Source organism: Streptomyces sp. NPDC057950 (assembly GCF_042887295.1).
Classification (GTDB): domain Bacteria; phylum Actinomycetota; class Actinomycetes; order Streptomycetales; family Streptomycetaceae; genus Streptomyces; species Streptomyces kaempferi.
Window position 1 is genome coordinate 124,456 of the sequence record NZ_JBHVPP010000010.1, and the last position, 18,595, is coordinate 143,050.

An 18,595-nucleotide genomic window follows, 5' to 3' on the forward strand; every position below is an offset into this window, starting at 1 on the left:
TCCTCATTGGTTCGGCGATGTGACTTCTGCGGCCCGCAGGGCTCCTCGCCGCTGGACCGCACATCTGGCCGGACACCTCCTGAACGGTCCGCCGGCCGGGCTGACCGGCCCTCACGGCCATCGTCTTCGGGGTCACCCGAGCGTGTCCCAGAACGCGCAGTGGTGGCGGGCCTTCGCCGTGCGGGTGGGAACGATGCGGTCCGGTGCCAGGGACAGCACCGCCCGGCGGGACCAATGCGGCGAGGACGGGGCGTTCGGATCGCCAGTACGGGCGAAACGGGTCCAATAGTCGATCATGGTGTCGGCCAGCCGGTGCTGGGCCGCGGTCAGGGCGCGGGGGCGGCCGCCGAGGTCGAAGAGGTAGGGCAGTTCACTGGCGTGGGGTGCGCCGAGGGGGAACTGTGGGGTGCCCGAGGTGAGTGGTGGTGCGTGCTCGTCGGCGAACTCGTAGCGCCAGACGGGGACATCCGCGTCGAGCAGGCCTGCGGTGGATGCCGTCGGGCACGCGAAGTTCGCGTCGCCGATGACCGCTCCCAACACCGGACCGCCGTCGGTGCGGTGCACCGGGTACTCACGGACGATCGCCTTCGCCTGTCCCGCGAGGGGGAAGAAGGCGGCCACGATCTCGGGCCAGGTGTCGGGGGTCACGGGATGGCCGGCCTGGATGATTCCGGCTGCCCAGCCGTTGCCCTCGTCGTGGTTGTCGCCGATGAGTACGGGAACCTGGTGGATGCGGCCCGTCGCGATGGCCGTCGCCGGATCATCGGGCAGCAACGGGGTGCCGTGAGCGGGCGGTTGATCAGTGTCCTGGGCCTCGAGCAGACGGGAGACGGGTACGCGCCGCAGGCACGTCAGGGCGTCGGGGACGGAGCCGCAGCCGACCTTCGCCGCGAAGTCGGCGCCGTCGCTGCGAGCCGTCGACAAAGGGACGGAGGATGGCGCGAACGGCCTGTCCTGGCGTCCGGTGCAGGGACCGCTCTCGATGATTGCCCGGTCGAAGAGCCCCGCGGCGGCGGGTGAGGCGAGCTGGGCGCAGACGCTGTAGCCGCCCGCCGACTCTCCGGCCAGTGTCACGTTGTGCGGATCACCGCCGAAGGCGCCGATCTCCGTGCGGACCCAGCGCAGTGCCGCCTGCTGGTCGGCGAGGCCGAAGGTGCCGGAGCCGGGCAGTTTGCTGTGCGCGAGGAAACCGAGCGCCCCGAGGCGGTAGTTGACGGTGACGACCACGACGTCGCCGCGGGTGGCCAGGCGGTGAGGGTCGTACGAGCTTCCCGCCCCGGTGGTGAAGCCACCGCCGTGGAGCCACACGATCACCGGCCGGGGACGTGTCGGTCCTGAGCCGTCGGGTGTCGTGACGTTGAGGTGGAGACAGTCCTCGTCGGTGCTGCCGCCCGGTACCTCGCCGGCCTGCTGCGGGCAGGTGCTCGCCGGCCGGGTCGCGTCTCGTATCCCGAGCCATGGCGCCGCCCGGCGGGGCGGCGCCCAGCGCATCCTGCCGACGGGGGGCGACGCATAAGGGATGCCCTCGAAGGTCCGGTAGCCGTCGTGGGCGGCACCCCGCACCAGACCGTCGTGGGTGCCCACCGTCGTTTCGGCGTCTTGCCGGGCGGGCTCCCTGGGCGGCACTGCCCCTGCGGGCCAGGCCGTCGCGAGCACGGCGAGCAAAGCGCAGCACAGGGTGCTCAGGAGGCGGTGTCCGCTCATCATCTTCCCCATCGCTCAGCTGCCGCCCATGCCGCCCTGCGCGGCGATCATGGTCATCGGCAGGGCACGTACAGCTTTCTCCAGGCCGGGCGCGAGGGTGGCGAGACGCCCTGTGCAGGCGTCGATACGGGCCCGGAACGTCTTCTGGTCCTGCCGGGAGACGACCGAGCGGACACCGCCCGCCGCTGCCAGCGCCAGCAGCGCGGCGTCGGCGGCGGGGATCTCCCGCACGGAACCCTCTCCGCGCAGCGCCGCGGACACGCGGGCGCGGAGTGCCGCAGGCACGGCGCGGTCCGTCAAGACCAGCCGCCGTGAGCCGAAGCGCGTGCGGGGCTCCTTCACGGTGAGGAGTCCCGCACCAGCGAGCCGGTCCTCCACCTCGGTCAGGGTCCGCTCGCGTCGGTGGCGCAGGAGTTGCTTCCACCCGTGCCCGGCGGCGTCGCGCAGAGCGGCGTCCAGGACAGGACTCCCGGTGGGTTCCGTGCCGGACACGATGACGGTCCCGCCGTCCTCCCCCAGCCGGCCACGCAACGCGAGGTCGATCAGGACAGCGGCACGGACCAGCAGTTCCGTCCGGGCGCGGTCATAGGGGCCCTGGGCCGAGTCGTCGTAGGCGAGCAGATATACGAGGCTGGGCAGATCGTCGGTCACACCTCGACGCTAGGGCCGTCCGCCCCTGCCACGGATCGGCCGGGGGGACGGCCTGCCACTGGGAACACGGGAGGATCGCGGCCCGGCCTCCTCCTTGAGGAGGAGGCGCCTTCAAGGGCGGTGCGGTCGCACGAGGCCGTGGTCGTACGCGGCGACGACGGCCTGGACGCGGTCACGCAGGCCGAGCTTGCGCAGTACCGCGGTGACATGGTTCTTGACGGTGGCCTCCGACAGGCACAGCCGGCCGGCGATCTCCCCGTTCGACAGCGCCTGCCCGATCAGGGTGAGGACCTCACGCTCGCGGCCGGAGAGGTCTGCGACGGAGGGCAGCGGCACAGGGTCGGGCGTGGCACGCAGGAACCGGTCGAGGACGCGGCTCAGGACGGCCGGCGCCAGCAGCGCGTCGCCCCGGGCGGTGACGCGGATCGCGTCGACCAGTTCACCGGGGCGCATGTCCTTCAGCAGGAAGCCGCTCGCCCCGGCCCGCAGGGCGGCGACCACGTGCGCATCAACGTCCCAGGTGGTCAGCACGAGCACCCTGGCCCCGCTGCCGCACGCCGCGATCCGCCGGGTCGCCTCGATGCCGTCCACGACGGGCATACGTACGTCCATCAGCACCACGTCGGGCGCCAGTTCGCGAGTCAACCGCACCGCCTCCAGGCCATCGGATGCCTCACCGACCACCTCCAGGTCGTCCCTGGCGTCGATGATCATGCGGAATCCGGTACGGACCAGGGCCTGGTCGTCGGCCAGCACCACGCGCAGGGTCATGACGTTCCCTCCACCGGCAGGCGCGCGGCCACCTCGAACCCGCCTCTGGGCAGTGCACCGACGTGCAGGCTGCCTCCCACGAGCCGGGCGCGCTCCCTCATCCCCAGCAGACCGCGACCCGCGCCCTCCACGGCCGATCTGCCTTGCACAGCACGCCCGTTGTCGATCACCGTGACTTTCACGCAGGCTCCATCGGCAATCACGCGTACGCTCACCTCGTCGGCGCCCACCGCGTGGCGCAGCGTGTTGGTGAGGGCCTCCTGGACGATCCGGTACGCCGCCAGATCGACCGCGGCCGGCAGGCCGTGGGTGGTGCCCTCGCAGCACATGTTTACGGCCATTCCGGTCGCGCGCAGCGTATCGGCCAACTCGTCCAGGCGTGCGAGCGAAGGTCCCGGTCGGCGCTGCCCTTCGGACCCGTCCTCCTCCACGTCGGGATGGAACGCACGCAGCAGCAGCCGCAGCTCGCCCAGCGCCGAGCGGGCGCTCGTCTCGATGGCCCGCAGCGCCTGACGTGCCTGCTCGGGCCGCTGGGCGAACACATCGTCGGCAGCGCCTGCCTGAATGACCATCACCGACAAGGTGTGCGCGACGACGTCGTGCACCTCACGCGCGATCCGCGCACGCTCCTCCACGACAGCCCGGCGCGTCTCCGCCCTCGTCCGATCCTGTTGCGCCCTGCGCCACTGCCCCGCGGTCCACGCCAGCACGACCGCCAGCAGATAGACCGTCAGTCCCGAGCTGTCGCCGGCCGCGAACGCCAGCGGCGCCGGCAGGCACATGAACGCGAGCCCCCGCGCCGAGACGCGTCGTGGCCTGGTGGCCGACAGCACGCACAACCCGATCTGCGCCGCAAGCAACGCCCCCGTCAAGGACACCGCGGGCAGCAACGCCCACACCATGAGCCCCGTCGCCGCGTTCGCGACCAGTACGACAACCACACGGCGTTCCTGCCACCTCAGGGCGCACGCCTGCGCGAGGATGAGCACCAAGGCCACAGGCAGTCGTCGGCCGTGCTCCGTGCCGGCGACGAATGCCGAGGTACCGAGGACCGCGAGCACCAGGCCGGCCGACCCCCACCACAGCACCCCGCCCGTCCGGGGCGACACCGCGCTCCGCGCGTCCCCGGCGAATGATTCGTCCGATTCATCCGGCTGCCTGCTGTCGCGGTCCACACCCCAACCCTAGGTCCTCGCCCCCGGACGCGTGGTCCGGTGAGCCCTTGGACAAGAGCTCTCTCCGTCATTTTCCTCGTGCTCGTCGGCGCTCCGTCGAGTTGACGTACGAAGGACTCCTGTCGCCCCACAACGGCGTCTCGGCCATCACCGTCACGTCCGGTCGAGCATTCAACACATGGACCAAGAAATCCGTCATTCCAAAGTCGTGTTGAGTCCAGGCGTCGTCACCGTGACGGAAGACCAGTACGGGCCAATTTTCCAGTTCACCACGGGTGAGCCGGCAGAACAGGTCAGCGCTGCTTGCGGCTCCCCAGGTAACCAACTGTTCTGGCTCGGCGTCGATTCCGGTGGGCTCGGTAGCCGTCAACGTATCGCGGGTATCTGCTGTGATGAAGCCCATGCCACCGCGTGGTGCGCCGGGTTCGTCGCAGGTGTCCGGTGTGACGGTGGTGGGGACGATGACTTGCAGGTAGTCCCCGAGCACCACATCGCCGTAGTGGCCGATGAGGTGCTTGTAGTCGGAGGGAAACTCTGTTCCCCAGGCCTCTTCGACCGCCGCCCAGTCCAGGGCCAGGCCACTACCTGGCCGTGGAGGCAACAGCTCTGTCAGGTCATCGAAGCTGCTCTGCGCTGTCATGACTGCCGTTCTCCTGCCTCCTGTCTCCTGTCTCCTGTCTACCGGACGGGTACGGGATTTCCGTCGTCGTGGAGGCCGACGCCGTAGTCGAAGGCATCAGCGACCGGCTGGGGCCACAGCCAAACGGGCAGCGGCGCCAGTGTCGCCACTGGCCCGACAACCACGCGTCCACAAGGCCGCCAAAGCCACGGCCGGCAACAGCGTGGTCATCCGCGTGGCACCCGGTGCTACGGCCGGTGGCCGCCGGCTTCGAGGACCTTCACCTGGGCGGTCACGAGAGCGGCGGGAACCTTCTCGATCCGATGGGCCCGGGTGCTGAACGCGGAGAAGACTGCCACGGCGGAACCCGAGCGGATGACCTGGAAACTCTGGAGCGTCCTGACGGGATCGCCGTCCATGGCGGGAAACGATGAAACGACGTCGAGTTGGAACGACACCCCCTCGTCACCCTGATGCGGATCGTCGGTGCGACGCAGGTCCTCGAAGGTCGTATGCGTCGGCCACTTCATCGTGTACGTCGTGCAGGTCGCCAGGGCCGACCGCAGTTCGTGCATCACCCGCGCGGCAGCGGCCGCGCGATAGGACACGAGGTGGAAGGTGGATATTCCGTCGTCGCTCTGGGCCATGCGCGTCACGCTGCCGAGCGGGGCGTACCTGCTGGCGCCGCCCGCCACGGCGGAGCCGACCGGCGCGCAGGACACGGGACGCGTGGCCTCCTCGTGCAGGGCGCTGACGGTGCCGTCGCCGAAGCCGTCCGTGCCGGAGCCCAGCCTGGTGATGCTCCACCCCGGCAGGTCCCGCTCGTCGACCACCGCCCGTTCGAGCTGATGCTGCGTCAGGGGGCGCTGTGCCGGGCCTTTCGGCGTCGGCGTCGCGGCGGAAGCCGTTCGCGCGGCGATCTCCGCGCCCGGGGCGTGGTCCGCGGTGGAGCCCCCGCCCTTCTCGGCACCGCAGCCGGCCGCTCCGAGGCCCAGGACCATGCCTGCGGCGCGGACGGCCCATCTTCGTATGACGACGTTCTTCACTGCCCACCCCTGGATCGCATCTGTGAGGGGGGACAGTACGGCCATGACCTGGGATGTTGCTCCCCTGGGCCCCAGCGTTGGCCGTCGTGCGCGCGTAGCGTACGGGTATGCGCTTCCGCTGGGACTGGTTAGAGCCTGTGATGCCCGTACCGTACGTGCCGACCCTCGGCCCCATCCACCCGGGCAGCCCGCTCCCCGACGTCTTCGCCGCCGTGGTGGAGGCCGCCGGGACAGACCGCTTCCTTCCCCACGACAAGGACCGCCGGTGGTCCGACCGGAAGGCCGAGCAGGTCCTGGTCGACGCGATAGAGCACGACCGCCGACGTACCCTCGTGCCGACACTCGTGGACCGCGGTACCCGTACGGTCCGAGTCCACGCGTATAGGTCCTCCCCGGAGAGCCTCGCCACCGCCTCAGGACTCGCCCGGCAGCTCGCCCACGCGCACGGCGCGGTCCGGGCCCGGGTCGTATCGTTCCTCGCCCCCGGCCAGCCCGACGAGCTCGCCCGAGGTGGAATCCGCGTGCAGCTCAGGGACTTCACCGCCGGGCCCGGACCGGCACCCGGACTCCCGGTCCACGAGTGCGACCAGCTGTCGGCGGGAGCCGGGTTCGGGGAGTTCGCCGGCGCCATGGCCGCGGACGGGTTCGCGTTCCTGCACGAGCGGATGCGGGCCGGGGAGACCGGCCCGGTCCTCACCGTGGTGCACGAGGGCCGGGTGGTCGGCGCCATCGGGCCGATGGACACCATGCCCGACGCCACCGGGGTCGTTCGCCTCCTGCCGCAGTACTTCGGCGTGCTCCCGCAGTACCGCGGCCGCGGATACGGGCGGGCCCTGTGGCGCGCGGCGATGTGGTGGGGACACGAACACGGTGCCGCCTACCAGATCCTCCAGACCCAGGTAGGCGGCGCGTCAGACCGCCTGTGCGCGGCCGAGGGACTGGCGTCGCTCGGGGTCGTTCATCAGACGGAAGCCCTCGAGCCCGGCAGGCAGTGAAAGTCAGTGGGGACTCTTGGTTCCGTGGTAGGGGCTGCACTCGTGGACCTGGGAGGGCCGAAGCGCTCACCTCTGCACACGAACAGCCCACGCTCATCCGAACCGTGGCTTCGCACTGGAGTCGTAGGCTGCCGTGCATGGAGCACCGCGAGGTAATGCAAGCAGTCGTTGCCGTACTGACGGAAGCCCTCGAGAGACGGCGACTGATCCGCGAAGGCCGGGAGCAGGGCGACGAACCGACATCCGGGATGATCTCCTCGCTCCTGACGGATCTCATGCCGAAGCTGGCGTTCGCTCCCGACGCGACCATCCGCGACGTGACCATGGCCGTCAAGCGCGAGTGGTCACCGGCCATCGAGCAGATGGCAGCCGCATTCGCCCTGGCGTTCGTCACTCTCGCCGAGGCGCACGACGACGGCGCAGCGGAGGTGTCCACTGCTGACATCCTGCGCGCGCTGGCGCTGCATTTCGAAGAGGGTGACGCACAGGACTGAGGTGATCTCGCGCGTCTTCCGGTGCCTTCCTAAGGGCTGTCCATAACTGCGGTTGCGGACAGCCGCAGCCCCGTCAGGTACTCGGGAACTTCCACAGATGTCGCTCGCCCAAGGTCACGAATCGCACGTCTCCGCGTTCAAGGTCGCCTTCCTGCGGCCCTCGGCTTCGTCCCGGAGCGCCCGAACAGATCGCCGTCGAGGTGCGCCGACAGCACACCGGCCTCTGAAGAACCCCAGTAGGAACGCCCACTCCCACGACAGCCGACCCGCCCTGCCCCAGCTGCTGAACGGCAGCCCCTTGGTCACCTCATGACAGCAGGCCGGCACACGCCCACAATGCATGACCAGGCAATCAACGACCGAACACCTCTGAGGCACAACCCCTGACATCAACACGCCCGCTCACAACCGCCGGGTGCATCTTGGCCGCACCCCTGTGACGTGGCTCGGCAGCAGTCGCCTGCTGGTCTGCAGGTCAGTCCACCTGTACTGCGTCGGCGGAATGCCGTTGTGCGCCGTCGCCGACCGGCGATGGCGTGTACCGCGAAACGTTCCGGATGCACCGGGCAGACCTCAGCAGCGCATCACCAGGCATCGTGGTGCCACCGGCGTCAGGGTCAGTCGGCGCAACGGTGTGCCGACCGGGGAGGAGACGATCATCGCCGTGCGGCCGTCGGGCAGGCTGCCGTGTGCGGTCATGATGTCGCCGGGGTGCAGTCCAGCAGCGTTTGCGGGGCCGCCGTCGACCGTCCAGATAACTTCGTTGACGATCTCGCCCGTGGATAGGCGCACGGGCCGGAACTGCGCACCCAGCGACGGAGTGCGGGCGATCCGGGCCATGTCCGGAAGGAAGAAGCCGAGGATGATGCCGGCAACTGCCGCCGCGATGAGCGCCATTTTCAAGTATTGGCGGCCCAGTCCGCGAAGGCGGATCGCCAGGTCGTCGTCGGCCGGGGGTTGCGGGCCAGGATGATGGTCGTCGTTGGAGAGTTCGTCGGGGTGGGGCAGGTCGGCGCCGTTGAACGCGTGCGCGGCCAGCTTCTGCCGTCCTCGCCGCGGTGACGCATGGAAGAAGATCGATGGCCGGGGCCCGTCCGTCTCCTCGATGTGCATGAGGCCGTACACGGCGTGTTGGGGGTGCAGCCACTCGTCGTCGAGGTGACGGCGCAGGAGTTCGGCAATCTCCAGAGCGACGGCTACCGTGACGGTGGCCTCCACCCAGGTTCCGTCCGCCAGAACGACGTCGACGGTGGATTGCTCCGAGAGCGGCAAGGTGGCGGGGCCCGCACCGCCGTCCATGTCGGCGAAGTCCTCCCATCTGCCCACCGGGTCGGTGGCCGCTATCGCCAGGGCCAGTCCCAACGTGTCGACGACCTGCTGTGGTCGGGCGCCGCCCGCCGCGTGGCGCAGGGCGATGGAGAGTGCCTCGGAGGCCGTGGGAAGAAGCAGTTCGTGTCCAGTCCGTGTGTGGAAGGGTGAGTCATCGCTGCGGGCGGTTCCTGTGGTCAGGCCGTCGCGGTCCCACAGTGGGCGGTGGGTTGTCGGTGCCGGCGCGACCGGCGGCTGGACGGTCCAGACGGCGATGCCGGGTCCAGCCACGGGAGCGGCCGCGTCCCCGAAACCGTCGCGCAGATGACGGCGCAGACGCAGGTGGAAGGAGTCCCACAGATCCCGGCCGCCAAGAGCCTCGGCGGTGCTTCCGCCGAAGACGTCCGAGGCGACCTTGTCCTGGACGGGTCCGGTGGCCCCGGCTACGGTCCGCGCTCCGGCGAGCAGACATGACATGGGGAAGCTGACCGGGTCACGGCCGAAGGCGGTGTCGAGACGGCTGACCCAACAGGTCCCGAGAAGAACGGTGTTGGGCCAGGCCAGACCCAACGCCGTCGCAGCGGAAAGCGTGCTGCCGTCCGCCAGTCGCGGCAGGCATTCGTTCCCACTGTCCGGTGCGCCCGGCGTACGGACCAACTCACCGTGGGCCGCGAGCAGGGCCATGTCCGCGGCAGGGCGGACACCCAGTTCCTCGATGAGGCTCGCGCGGTCGGTGCTCAGCCGCACGCGGGCGTCGCCTGCATGCAGATCGGTCTCCTGGCCGTAGACCTTCAGGGCATGCGCGTCCAGGTGGAGAATCACCCGCTGCGTGCTCGGACCGGTGGCTCCGCCCGGCTCCGGCTCACGCAGCACAGCGAGGGATGGAGCGAGCGTCACCAAGGCGCGTTCGCCCAGCAGTTCGCCGTCGTCCAGGGGAAGTCCCGCCAGCGGCAGTGCGGCGACGGGGCCGTCGGGGACAACGATGAGGACGGGCCGGCGTGCTGTCGAACGTCGTGTGGTGAGAACTCGGCCGAGGCCGGGCGGCAGCACCGCGGTGGCGATGTCCTTCCAGGCCAAGAGGTCACAACCGACGTTGCGGATGAGATGGCTCACGGCGGCGTGGTCACCGCTGTGCAGAGCATCCAGCGTGAGGCACGCGTCGTGGGCGACGGACACCGGGTCACCGTCGTGCCGGCGAGCGGCAGGCAGAACGGCACGGTAGAGCCGCGGCGGGAAGCCCGGGGCGGCCATGACCGTGTCCACCGTCCAACCGGCCGACGGGGTACGCCGGGTGCGGAACGTGAGCACCACCGCGTCGCCGGCGCGGCGCAGCGACGAGGACATGTCGGTGGCAGTCGGCGCGGGCAGGGCAGCGTGCAGCGCGGTGATCGTCGCCCACACGTTCGCCTTGGCATCGGCGAGTTCGGGAGCCGACAGCGCTTCCTCCCACGCCTTGGCCCAGCCGGAGTGTGGCGGCGGCACGTGCTGCTCCGCCTCCCGGGATTCCAGCTCGCGCCACTGCGCGGCGAATTCGGCATCGTCCGGGACGCCGGCATCGGTGAGGACATGGTCCCTGATACTGCGCCGCCGCGACTCCATCAGCCACAGCGCGAGTTCCGCGCGCGCGGCGGCATCGCAGTGCCGGTCTTCGGCGACCAGGTCCAGTACGGCATCATGCAGCGGTTCGTCCTGACGAGCCACCGCACTGCGGCGATCGGGATCACGCAACGCGGCCCGCCGTTGCTCCATGAGGCCAAGGGCGACGCGCAGCAGGTCCAGGGCGTGCTGCGCCTCGGTGGCACGAAGCCGGGGATGGGACAGAAAAGCCAGGCATGCCGAGGCCAGGGCACGGCCGACTCCGGAGGGGTCACGCAGCGTCAAATACGCGTCCACGGCGGCGAGGTGGGCATCGGCGGCAGGCATGGTGCGGCCTGCCGCCGCACGGGCCTCGCCCAGGGAATACAGGGCCGCCGCCTTGTCCCTCGCAGCCCCCGCGTACACGTCGGTATCGTCCAGGAGCGCGGCCGCACCGACCGCATCGATCAGCTCATCGAGTCGGGCGACGCCCCTGTCCTCAGCGGGTCCCGGCCAGTCCTCCTGAAGCCGGCCGGCCAGTTCGGTAACGAGCAGTTGCCCCGTCTGGAACCACGCGAGCCGGGTCAAACGCCACGCCGACGGCGCCCGCCCCTTCGAGGTGACGAAGGCAGGGCACCGCTCGGCCCGCACCCGCAGAGCCAGCGGGACCCGACCCGGCCCCTCCATGGCCTTCCGCCACTGCTCGGCCGCCAGCGAAGGAGCCCCGACGACGTCCAACAATGCGGCCTCCGCTGCACGGCAGGACCTGGTGTCAGCCGCTCCGGCCACGTCCGCGGCCCCGCGCAGCAGATCCTCCGCCGTCTCCAGGTCCCCCACGTTCACGCACATGTCGATGGCCCAGCCCGTGTACCAACCGAGAGAGGCAGCCCCTCCGGCATCCCGGAATGCCCAGGCCCGCTGCAGGAACCACTCCCGGCGCCTCGCGCGCCCGCCGTCGTGTTCGTCGTCTTCCGAGTACGGCTCCGGGGGCCGGCCCTCCTCCACGACGTCGACGTTCCACCATCCCGCGCCCGCCTGGAAAAGTGCGTGCTGGAAAGCGACCTCCCGGACAGCACGCCGCCCCCGGCGCGACAGCAGCGTGCGCATCGGGACTCGGCATCCGGCGTTGGTCCGCGGACGCCGTGAAACCGTGCTGTCCATGCGCCCGACGAGAAAGGCGGCGCCGACGGCGACCAGCAGCGGCACATACCGTGCGCTCCAGTCTCCGTATCCGTCCCACAAAAGGTAGACGGACGCCGCGATCGCGACAACCGGCACCAGCAGCAGTTTTCGGGCGAGTTCAACCCAGTCACGGCGCGTCGGAGTGTCCTGCTGGTCGTCCGGGTCGACCAGCAGGACATCGTTCAGGACGCCCTTCACACGCCCACGCAGCACCAGGAAGACCACCACAGCAAGGAGGACCGGAAACCAGGCCATCGCGCGCGTGCCGTTGATCCATTGGTCCAGGACCGGCAGGACCATGTCGGGATCCAACCACCTTGGTCCCTGGTGCTGTTGGGACACCACCACCCACGCGTGCCCCGGCGACTCGGCCCAATTTGTCGGCAGCGGCCTGGTGTCGCTTCGACGCCACTCCCAGACCAATCCGAGGGCCGACAACGGCACAGCGATCAGCAGATCCCCAACTCGCCTGCGTAATCTACGGATCGACCGATATGTTCCGACCTGCCAGAACAATTCCAGCGCCCATGAACGTCCAGACGTCACATCTGTGCCCGACATGCCCATCATCCCCCTCAAGGGGAGATTAGCGGCAGACCCTACTGCTCCGGGAGTAGACAGCACATGTCACAAGAAGCCGCCGCGAAAGAGAACCTGAGCGCACCGACCTACCCGATCGCCTTTCCTCTCGAGCCCTCACCCGCCGGAACGATCGCTGTGCTGCTGATGCCCGACCCTGCCCCGCTGTCCGACGCGGAGAAGGCTGAACTCCGCGTCGCACGTGCTGCCTTGGCAGCGTCACGTACACCCGAACGCGGCGCGTCCGACCTACTGGAGGCTGCCGGTGAGGCATCGGTCTCCACGATCACCACACTCCTGCTGACCGCGGGCGGCTCCGCCTTGCGCGCCCGCTGGAACCGCCGGCGCTCGCACACCCCGTCGCCGCCGGACTGGGACTTCGACCAGGCATGGGCAAAAGTGAAGGCGTCCTCGGCGGCGGTTTCTCCCCCGGACGCACCCACGCCCCGCCTCCTGACGGCGTCGGAGAACGCCGAAACCCACGAGTGGCGTATCGAGTGCCGGATCGGAGACCGGCACTACGTCGCCCGCGTCGACGAAACCTCAGCGGTCGTGCTGTGGGAACCTCACTCAACTGCCGAAGCAGACAGATCTGCTTGATCCGGCCAGCCCTCGTGACCAGGCGCCGCTCGACCTCAACAGCTCCTGCTCCCCTCGCATCCGGGGATCGCCCCGCCCTGGGGTCCCTCGTCTTCAGGTCCCCGGACCGCTCCCCTCGCGCAGCATCGCGCGGAAGCGTCCGCCCCCGACGGAAGCGCGAATGATCCTCTGATCGACGAGTCCGGGGCTCACGTCGTTGCCGCGGTAGGGCCCGTTGGACCAGCGCCTGAGCGGTTCCACCGCGACGTACATCGTCACGCGGAGCGTCCCGATGACGGCGGCGGCCCGCTCCACCAACTCCTGGGCCGACAGCTCCCGTTCCCGCACGAGTTCGTTCATCAGCCCCATCACGTCCTCGTCCGTCGTGCACAACGCGAACGCGGTGTGGGTGTGATCGGCCGCCATGACCTTCGTGACCCGCCGGTCCTTCCCCTCGACAGAGAGCACTGGCTGGAGGGCCTGCTCCCAAAGGGACGGCGCCGCGCCTCGGATGAGACCGCGCCGGAGAGCCGGGCGGAGATCTCGCCCGAGGAGCGGGCGGTTCTGCTTGTCGGAATCCTCGACGACCCGACGGCGCGCGAGGATGAGAAGTACGACACGGCCACGGACCTGGAGTATTTCTCCGGCCCGCTCGTCGAATCGGGCCTGATCCGGATCATCCGCGCCGAGGACTTCACCAGCGTACTGGCCCAGCAGTGAGCGGAGCCTCTCGGCGGGATCTGGGCCAGGACCGGCCGCGTCGACCTCGCCTTCATGACGGAGCTGTGGGGCCCAGCGAAGAACGAGGTCTTCGCCGCCTTCGGGGACCGCGCCCCGCACCTGCTGCCCCCTACCCCCTTCCGCCTTCCGCCTTCCGCCTTCCGCCTTCCGCCTTCCGCCTTCCGCCTTCCGCCTTCCGCCTTCTAGAAGATCTTTGACGGCTGGCTCAACCGACTGGGTGAAGGAGTCCAGGCGTCCGCGATTTACTCAACAGACCTTAAGCTCGTCCGCATGCTGAACCGGCTTCCGTTCGACGAAGTGCTGCGTTCCACCGTGGGCATCCCCAAGGGGACCCAGCTTCTGGACAGCAGTCCGCGGTCACGGGTGTGGCGGGTGCGGCTGGCCGACCGGAGTCTGGTGATCGTCAAGCAGATCACCGACGGCGGTGACACGGGCGCCGACGCGGACACGCGCTTCGCGCGAGAGGTCGCCGGGCTGCGTCTGGCGGGGCGGGCGACCGGGCCGGCCGTGGCACCCGCGGTGCTCGCCACGGACCTGCCCGCACGGGTGATGGTTCTCGAACACCTGGACGACCTCGGCAACACGGACGACTGGATGCCGGGGTACGCCGAGTCTCTCGCCCGACTGCACGCCCTGACCGGATCCGCCGACGCGGGCGCGCTCCCCGCCTGGTCGGGGCCCACGGCCGCCGACGCGGAGTCCTTCCTCGCCCTGGCCCGGTCGCTCGACGTGCCCGTCCCGTTCGCGGTGCCCGATGAACTCGCCGCTCTCCTGGACCGGTTGGACCCCACTTCGCATCACGCGCTGCTGCACGGCGACCCGTGCCCGGGCAACGACCTGCGCGCCACCGACGGTGTCCGTTTCGTCGACTTCGAACGGGCCTCGCTCGGCAACGGACTGGTCGAACTCGCGTACTTCCGCATCGGCTTCCCCACTTGCTGGTGCGCGATGTCGGTCACCGATGCCCCGCTCGCGGAGGTCGAGGGCATCTACCGGACCACCTGGCGCGGTCTCACCGGCAGGGATGTACCGGGCGACCTCGCCGACGCGTGCGCCGGCTGGCTGATCCAGGGGGACGCGCTCGTCGAGCGGGCCCACCGCGGGACGGCCGACCAGCTCGCTCGGGTACCCACCGAGGACTTCGAGTGGGGCCACATCTCCGCCCGCGAACGGCTCGTCCACCGCCTCGGCGTGGTCGCCGACATGACCGGCGACCACGACCACCTGCACGCCGTGGGCCGCCTCAGTTCTGCCCTGGCCGCACGCCTGTTGGAACGCTGGTCCACACTGCGGCCGCTGCCCGCGCACGACACCCGTCCTTGGTACTAGGCCGTCTTTGCCAGGACCAGCATCGCCTGTACTCGCTTCCGCAATTCGCCCATCCGGCGCCGGATCCACTTCCACTTCGTCAGGCTCACCAAGGGGACCGAGGTGGCCGTCCTCGGGCCCCGGCGGGTCACACCCTCGCCGACGACCTCGACAAGGTGCGTGCCATCGATCGCTCCAGCCATTCATGTTCCGCGGAAGCCTCTGACAGCCAGCCGGCCTGACAACTGCTTGGCGGACGCCACAAGGCTGCGGCGGCCTACGGGTTCCGACCAGGCGTCGTGACGGTGTTCACCGGACAGGGCGGCCGCGGTGAGCGGCCACCCGGGGACGAAGCTGGGCTCGCCAGGACTTCACCGCTGGGCCGAGCCCGAGCCGCCCATCACCGATCCCTCCCCCGCACGGCGGCTGTGTGACGGCCCGCGTCAGGAGATCTGCTCGTCGGGAATGCGGACACTGCCGGGACCACGGTCACGGACTGCCATGTTCAATTCCCGGAACTCGGCATTCGCGTGTTCCGCGTCCTGGCCCCCGTCGATGGCTTCCAACACCGCGGACGCAGCGACTCCACCGAACGCGGCAGTCCGTTTCTCGCCCGCCGCCTGTCGGCGAACGACCGCTTGTCAGAACAACGGTCAGGGTGACGTGTGCGGGATCTCTCGGCGGGCCTCGGCTACGGGCGCGGTCATGTCGAGCAACATCATGGCGTCGTGGTCGGGGGTGCCGGGTTCGGCCGTGTAGACGCCGATGCGCTGGCCGGGGGTGCCTTCCAGCTGCATGGACTGGGAGGTGAGCGTGATCGTGCCGACGCGGGGGTGCTGGAAGGTCTTCTGCGCGGGCTTGCGGCCGGTGACCTCGTAGCGTTCCCACAGCCGGGCGAAGTCGGGGCTCTTGAGGAGAAGTTCACCGACCAGGTTCGTCAGGTCGGGAGCGTCGGGGGCGGTGCCGGCGACGGCGCGCAGCCGGGCGACGCAGCCGGTGATCTGGCGGTCCCAGTCGCCGAAGAGATCCCGCGCGGCCGGGTGGAGGAAGAGGTAGCGGGCGAGGTTGCGGTGTTTGGCCGGCCAGTCCTCCAGGCCCGCGTACAGGGCGAGGCCGCCCGGGTTCCAGGCAAGCATGTCCATGCTGCGGCTGATCACGTAGGCGGGGTTCGGTCGCAGCGACTCAAGCAGCAGCTTCAGGTGGGGGCGCACGGTGCGGCTCGGGGCCGGCGGGGGTTCGGGGGCGTAGCGGGCGGCACGGGCGGCGAGCTCGCGCAGATGCTGGTGCTCTTGCTCGTCCATGTGCAGAGCGCGGGCAAGGGAGTCGAGGACGGCGGGACTGGGGCGGGTCTCCCTGCCGCGTTCCAGTCTTACGTAGTAGTCGATGCTGATCCCGGCGAGGGTGGCCAGCTCCTCGCGGCGCAGGCCGGGGGTACGGCGGATGCCGGTGCCGACGGTGAGGCCGACGTGGTCGGGACTGGTCTGGGTGCGGCGGGCGCGCAGGTAGCGGCCCAGCTCGGCGCCCTCGCTGTGCGCGCTCGTCGATGCCATGACTCCAGTCTCACCCGCTGGGCACCCGCTGCGTGGGCGGTAGGGGGCTCTGTCATTACCCCCGAAGAGCCCGCCCTGCCACGTCTGAGCAATCCGGGCGAAGGTGAATGAGGAAGACGCCGGGCCCCTTCGCCGCCACCCGGGTTTCGACCGACACCACCTGCCGGACCGGGCGAGAGCGAGAGGCCGGGTAACACCATGATCGAAAGAGGGCGAGATGCGGTACATCAAGCTGCGTGACCTGGAAGTTTCCCGGATCGGGCTGGGCGCGATGGGCATGTCCCACGGCTACACCGGCTCGGGCACCGATGACGCGGAGTCGATCAGGACCGTGCACCGGGCGCTGGAGCTGGGCGTCACGCTCATCGACACCGCCGAGATCTACGGCCCGTACATCAACGAGGAGCTGCTCGGGCGGGCGCTGAAGGGCCGCCGGGACAAGGTGGTGCTCGCCACCAAATTCGGCCTGGTCTCACACGCCGGCGAGGGCGCGGGGAACCTGGACTCCAGCCCGGCCAACATCCGCACCGCGGTCGAGGGCTCCCTCAAACGGCTGGGCACCGACCACATCGACCTGTACTACCAGCACCGGGTGGACCCTCACACCCCGATCGAGGAGACCGCCGGCGCGGTGAGCGAGCTGATCACCGAGGGCAAGGTACGGACCTTCGGCCTCTCGGAGGCGGGCCCGGACACGATCCGCCGCGCCCACGCCGTCCAGCCGGTCACCGCGGTGCAGTCCGAGTACTCGCTGTTCACTCGCGGTGTCGAGGAGCGCGTGCTGCCCGTCCTGCGGGAGCTGAACGTCGGCCTCGTGCCCTTCTCCCCGCTGGGCCGCGGCGTCCTTACCGGCACCGTCCGCTCCACCGACGAGTTCGACGAGAACGACTTCCGCCGCGACAACCCGCGCTTCACCGGCGAGAACTTCCCGCACAACCTGGCGCTCGCCGACGAGGTCAGGGCCCTTGCCGACGAAGCCGGTGCCACGCCCGGTCAGGTGGCGCTCGCCTGGCTGCTCGCCCAGGGCGACGACATCGCCCCCATCCCCGGCACCAAGCGTGTCAGCCGGGTCGAGGAGAACGCCGCCGCCGATGCCGTCACGCTGACCGACGAGCAGCTCGACCGGCTCTCCAACCTGCCACCCGCCGCCGGAGCCACCCACACCGAAGCCCAGGCCCGCATGCTCGAACGCTGACCCCGGCCCTGGCACGCCGCGCATCGCGTGGCGCCCCCGCCCCTTGTTTGGAGTAGAACCTTTCATGCGTGCATCAGTGATGTACGGAGCCGGAGACGTCCGCGTCGAAATCCGGCCCGACCCGAAGATCGTCCGGCCCACCGACGCGGTGGTGCGCACGGTGGCCGCGTGCGTGTGCGGCAGCGACCTGTGGCCGTACGGGTCGATGCCCGCGACCGGCACCGGCCGCCCCATGGGGCACGAGTTCCTCGGCGTCGTGGAGGAGACCGGCACGGAAGTGACGGGCCTGAAGGCCGGTGATCTGGTCGTCGCCCCGTTCACCTACAGCGACAACAGCTGCGACTACTGCGCCAAGGGCCTGCACATCTCGTGCCGCAACGGTGGCCGGTACGGCTTCGACGGGGTGGACGGCGGGCAGGGCGAAGCCGTCCGGGTCCCTTACGCCGCCGGCACCCTGGTGAAGCTGCCGGTTGCCGCCGACTCCGCGCTGCTGCCGTCGCTGCTGGCACTGTCCGACGTGATGACCACCGGCCACCACGGCGCCGTCACCGCCGGCGTCGGCCGCGGCGATGCGGTGCTGGTCATCGGGGACGGCGCGGTCGGCCTGTGCGCGGTGATCGCCGCCAAGCGGCTCGGTGCCGAACGGATCGTGCTCGCCGGCCGCCACGAGGCCCGCACCCGACTGGGCCGCGAGTTCGGCGTCACCGACGTGGTCGCCGAGCGCGGCGAGGAGGGCATCGCCCGCATCCGCGAGCTGACCGGAGGCGTGGACAAGGTCATCGAGGCCGTCGGCACCCGACAGTCCCTCGACACCGCGCTCGGCGCGGTCCTGGACGGCGGCATCATCAGCAGGCTGGGCGTCCCCCAGTACGAGCATGGCCCGATCGGCCCGGCCGAATTCATGCGCAACATCACCCTGACCGGTGGCGCCAGCCCCGCGCGTGCCTACGTCGAGCAGCTGCTGCCCGACGTCCTGGACGGAAGGATCGCCCCCGGCCGCGTCTTCGACCAGGAATTCAGCCTCGACCGGACACCGGACGCCTACCGGGCGATGGCCGACCGCCAGGTCCTCAAGGCCCTCATCCGCCCCTGACCACCACCGCGCCGCACGGCGAAGGACATC

The 18,595-nt window shown here is 70.2% G+C and carries 17 protein-coding genes; 7 read left to right on the forward strand and 10 right to left on the reverse strand.

The genetic code is table 11. From position 1 onward, the window contains the following. Window positions 1-132: 132 nt before the first annotated feature. From ACFVTC_RS18405 to ACFVTC_RS18430, 6 genes are all read right to left on the reverse strand, one after another. Window positions 133-1,704 (reverse strand): carboxylesterase/lipase family protein, encoded by a 1,572-nt coding sequence (locus tag ACFVTC_RS18405; RefSeq protein ID WP_390128104.1) that lies wholly within the window; start codon window positions 1,702-1,704, stop codon window positions 133-135. Between the two features lie 15 nt (window positions 1,705-1,719). Then, window positions 1,720-2,355 carry a GPP34 family phosphoprotein gene (locus ACFVTC_RS18410; protein ID WP_390128107.1) on the reverse strand — a complete coding sequence of 212 codons (636 nt, stop codon included), beginning with the start codon at window positions 2,353-2,355 and terminating at the stop codon, window positions 1,720-1,722. A gap of 111 nt (window positions 2,356-2,466) precedes the next feature. Next, window positions 2,467-3,126, reverse strand: coding sequence for a response regulator (locus tag ACFVTC_RS18415; protein WP_390128108.1), 660 nt, complete (start codon window positions 3,124-3,126; stop codon window positions 2,467-2,469). Next, on the reverse strand, window positions 3,123-4,301 hold the full coding sequence (locus ACFVTC_RS18420) for a sensor histidine kinase (RefSeq protein WP_390128111.1): 1,179 nt from the start codon (window positions 4,299-4,301) through the stop codon (window positions 3,123-3,125). The genes ACFVTC_RS18415 and ACFVTC_RS18420 overlap by 4 nt, the downstream gene beginning before the upstream one ends. A 67-nt stretch (window positions 4,302-4,368) precedes the next feature. Next, window positions 4,369-4,941 carry a hypothetical protein gene (locus ACFVTC_RS18425; protein ID WP_390128113.1) on the reverse strand — a complete coding sequence of 191 codons (573 nt, stop codon included), beginning with the start codon at window positions 4,939-4,941 and terminating at the stop codon, window positions 4,369-4,371. A gap of 227 nt (window positions 4,942-5,168) precedes the next feature. Further along, window positions 5,169-6,011, reverse strand: a complete 843-nt coding sequence (locus tag ACFVTC_RS18430) for a hypothetical protein (protein ID WP_390128117.1) — start codon at window positions 6,009-6,011, stop codon at window positions 5,169-5,171. Between the two features lie 95 nt (window positions 6,012-6,106). Here ACFVTC_RS18430 and ACFVTC_RS18435 point away from each other — a divergent pair, with 95 nt between their 5' ends. Continuing rightward, window positions 6,107-6,961, forward strand: a complete 855-nt coding sequence (locus ACFVTC_RS18435; RefSeq protein WP_390128119.1) for a GNAT family N-acetyltransferase — start codon at window positions 6,107-6,109, stop codon at window positions 6,959-6,961. A 137-nt stretch (window positions 6,962-7,098) separates the two neighbouring features. Next, window positions 7,099-7,455 (forward strand): hypothetical protein, encoded by a 357-nt coding sequence (locus tag ACFVTC_RS18440; protein WP_390128121.1) that lies wholly within the window; start codon window positions 7,099-7,101, stop codon window positions 7,453-7,455. 573 nt (window positions 7,456-8,028) lie between these two features. Here the strand turns inward: ACFVTC_RS18440 and ACFVTC_RS18445 are convergent. Beyond that, on the reverse strand, window positions 8,029-12,081 hold the full coding sequence (locus ACFVTC_RS18445) for a CHAT domain-containing protein (protein ID WP_390128123.1): 4,053 nt from the start codon (window positions 12,079-12,081) through the stop codon (window positions 8,029-8,031). Window positions 12,082-12,144: 63 nt separating this feature from the next. On the opposite strand from ACFVTC_RS18445, the gene ACFVTC_RS18450 reads away from it, so the two are divergent. Continuing rightward, window positions 12,145-12,699 (forward strand): hypothetical protein, encoded by a 555-nt coding sequence (locus tag ACFVTC_RS18450; protein ID WP_390128126.1) that lies wholly within the window; start codon window positions 12,145-12,147, stop codon window positions 12,697-12,699. 93 nt (window positions 12,700-12,792) lie between these two features. Here ACFVTC_RS18450 and ACFVTC_RS18455 read toward each other — a convergent pair whose 3' ends face one another. Continuing rightward, window positions 12,793-13,104, reverse strand: a complete 312-nt coding sequence (locus ACFVTC_RS18455; RefSeq protein ID WP_390128129.1) for a hypothetical protein — start codon at window positions 13,102-13,104, stop codon at window positions 12,793-12,795. On the opposite strand from ACFVTC_RS18455, the gene ACFVTC_RS18460 reads away from it, so the two are divergent. Further along, window positions 13,084-13,398, forward strand: coding sequence for a hypothetical protein (locus tag ACFVTC_RS18460; protein WP_390128131.1), 315 nt, complete (start codon window positions 13,084-13,086; stop codon window positions 13,396-13,398). The two genes, ACFVTC_RS18455 and ACFVTC_RS18460, sit on opposite strands and share 21 nt — an antisense overlap. 291 nt (window positions 13,399-13,689) lie before the next feature. Beyond that, a complete protein-coding gene (locus ACFVTC_RS18465) occupies window positions 13,690-14,748 on the forward strand; it encodes a phosphotransferase family protein (protein ID WP_390128133.1) in 1,059 nt (352 codons plus the stop codon). Here ACFVTC_RS18465 and ACFVTC_RS18470 read toward each other — a convergent pair. Next, the gene (locus tag ACFVTC_RS18470) at window positions 14,745-14,930 is read right to left on the reverse strand and encodes a hypothetical protein (RefSeq protein WP_390128135.1); all 186 of its coding nucleotides are present in this window, start codon (window positions 14,928-14,930) and stop codon (window positions 14,745-14,747) included. The two genes, ACFVTC_RS18465 and ACFVTC_RS18470, sit on opposite strands and share 4 nt — an antisense overlap. Window positions 14,931-15,380: 450 nt before the next feature. Next, entirely contained in the window at window positions 15,381-16,277 is an 897-nt protein-coding gene (locus tag ACFVTC_RS18475) for a helix-turn-helix transcriptional regulator (RefSeq protein WP_390128137.1), read from the reverse strand. A gap of 217 nt (window positions 16,278-16,494) precedes the next feature. On the opposite strand from ACFVTC_RS18475, the gene ACFVTC_RS18480 reads away from it, so the two are divergent. Both ACFVTC_RS18480 and ACFVTC_RS18485 read left to right on the forward strand, forming a co-directional pair. After that, complete coding sequence (locus tag ACFVTC_RS18480; RefSeq protein ID WP_390128139.1) at window positions 16,495-17,472, forward strand: aldo/keto reductase; 978 nt, start codon at window positions 16,495-16,497, stop codon at window positions 17,470-17,472. A 64-nt stretch (window positions 17,473-17,536) separates the two neighbouring features. Then, a complete protein-coding gene (locus ACFVTC_RS18485; RefSeq protein WP_390128140.1) occupies window positions 17,537-18,565 on the forward strand; it encodes an alcohol dehydrogenase catalytic domain-containing protein in 1,029 nt (342 codons plus the stop codon). Window positions 18,566-18,595 lie beyond the last annotated feature (30 nt).

Coding starts and splice junctions, on each gene's coding strand:
- ACFVTC_RS18405 (WP_390128104.1), bottom strand. CDS start 1,704: ATGAGCGGACACCGCCTCCTGAGCACCCTGTGCTGCGCTTTGCTCGCC.
- ACFVTC_RS18415 (WP_390128108.1), bottom strand. CDS start 3,126: ATGACCCTGCGCGTGGTGCTGGCCGACGACCAGGCCCTGGTCCGTACC.
- ACFVTC_RS18425 (WP_390128113.1), bottom strand. CDS start 4,941: ATGACAGCGCAGAGCAGCTTCGATGACCTGACAGAGCTGTTGCCTCCA.
- ACFVTC_RS18430 (WP_390128117.1), bottom strand. CDS start 6,011: ATGGCCGTACTGTCCCCCCTCACAGATGCGATCCAGGGGTGGGCAGTG.
- ACFVTC_RS18435 (WP_390128119.1), top strand. CDS start 6,107: ATGCCCGTACCGTACGTGCCGACCCTCGGCCCCATCCACCCGGGCAGC.
- ACFVTC_RS18440 (WP_390128121.1), top strand. CDS start 7,099: ATGGAGCACCGCGAGGTAATGCAAGCAGTCGTTGCCGTACTGACGGAA.
- ACFVTC_RS18445 (WP_390128123.1), bottom strand. CDS start 12,081: ATGTCGGGCACAGATGTGACGTCTGGACGTTCATGGGCGCTGGAATTG.
- ACFVTC_RS18450 (WP_390128126.1), top strand. CDS start 12,145: ATGTCACAAGAAGCCGCCGCGAAAGAGAACCTGAGCGCACCGACCTAC.
- ACFVTC_RS18455 (WP_390128129.1), bottom strand. CDS start 13,104: ATGGCGGCCGATCACACCCACACCGCGTTCGCGTTGTGCACGACGGAC.
- ACFVTC_RS18465 (WP_390128133.1), top strand. CDS start 13,690: ATGCTGAACCGGCTTCCGTTCGACGAAGTGCTGCGTTCCACCGTGGGC.
- ACFVTC_RS18470 (WP_390128135.1), bottom strand. CDS start 14,930: ATGGCTGGAGCGATCGATGGCACGCACCTTGTCGAGGTCGTCGGCGAG.
- ACFVTC_RS18475 (WP_390128137.1), bottom strand. CDS start 16,277: ATGGCATCGACGAGCGCGCACAGCGAGGGCGCCGAGCTGGGCCGCTAC.
- ACFVTC_RS18480 (WP_390128139.1), top strand. CDS start 16,495: ATGCGGTACATCAAGCTGCGTGACCTGGAAGTTTCCCGGATCGGGCTG.
- ACFVTC_RS18485 (WP_390128140.1), top strand. CDS start 17,537: ATGCGTGCATCAGTGATGTACGGAGCCGGAGACGTCCGCGTCGAAATC.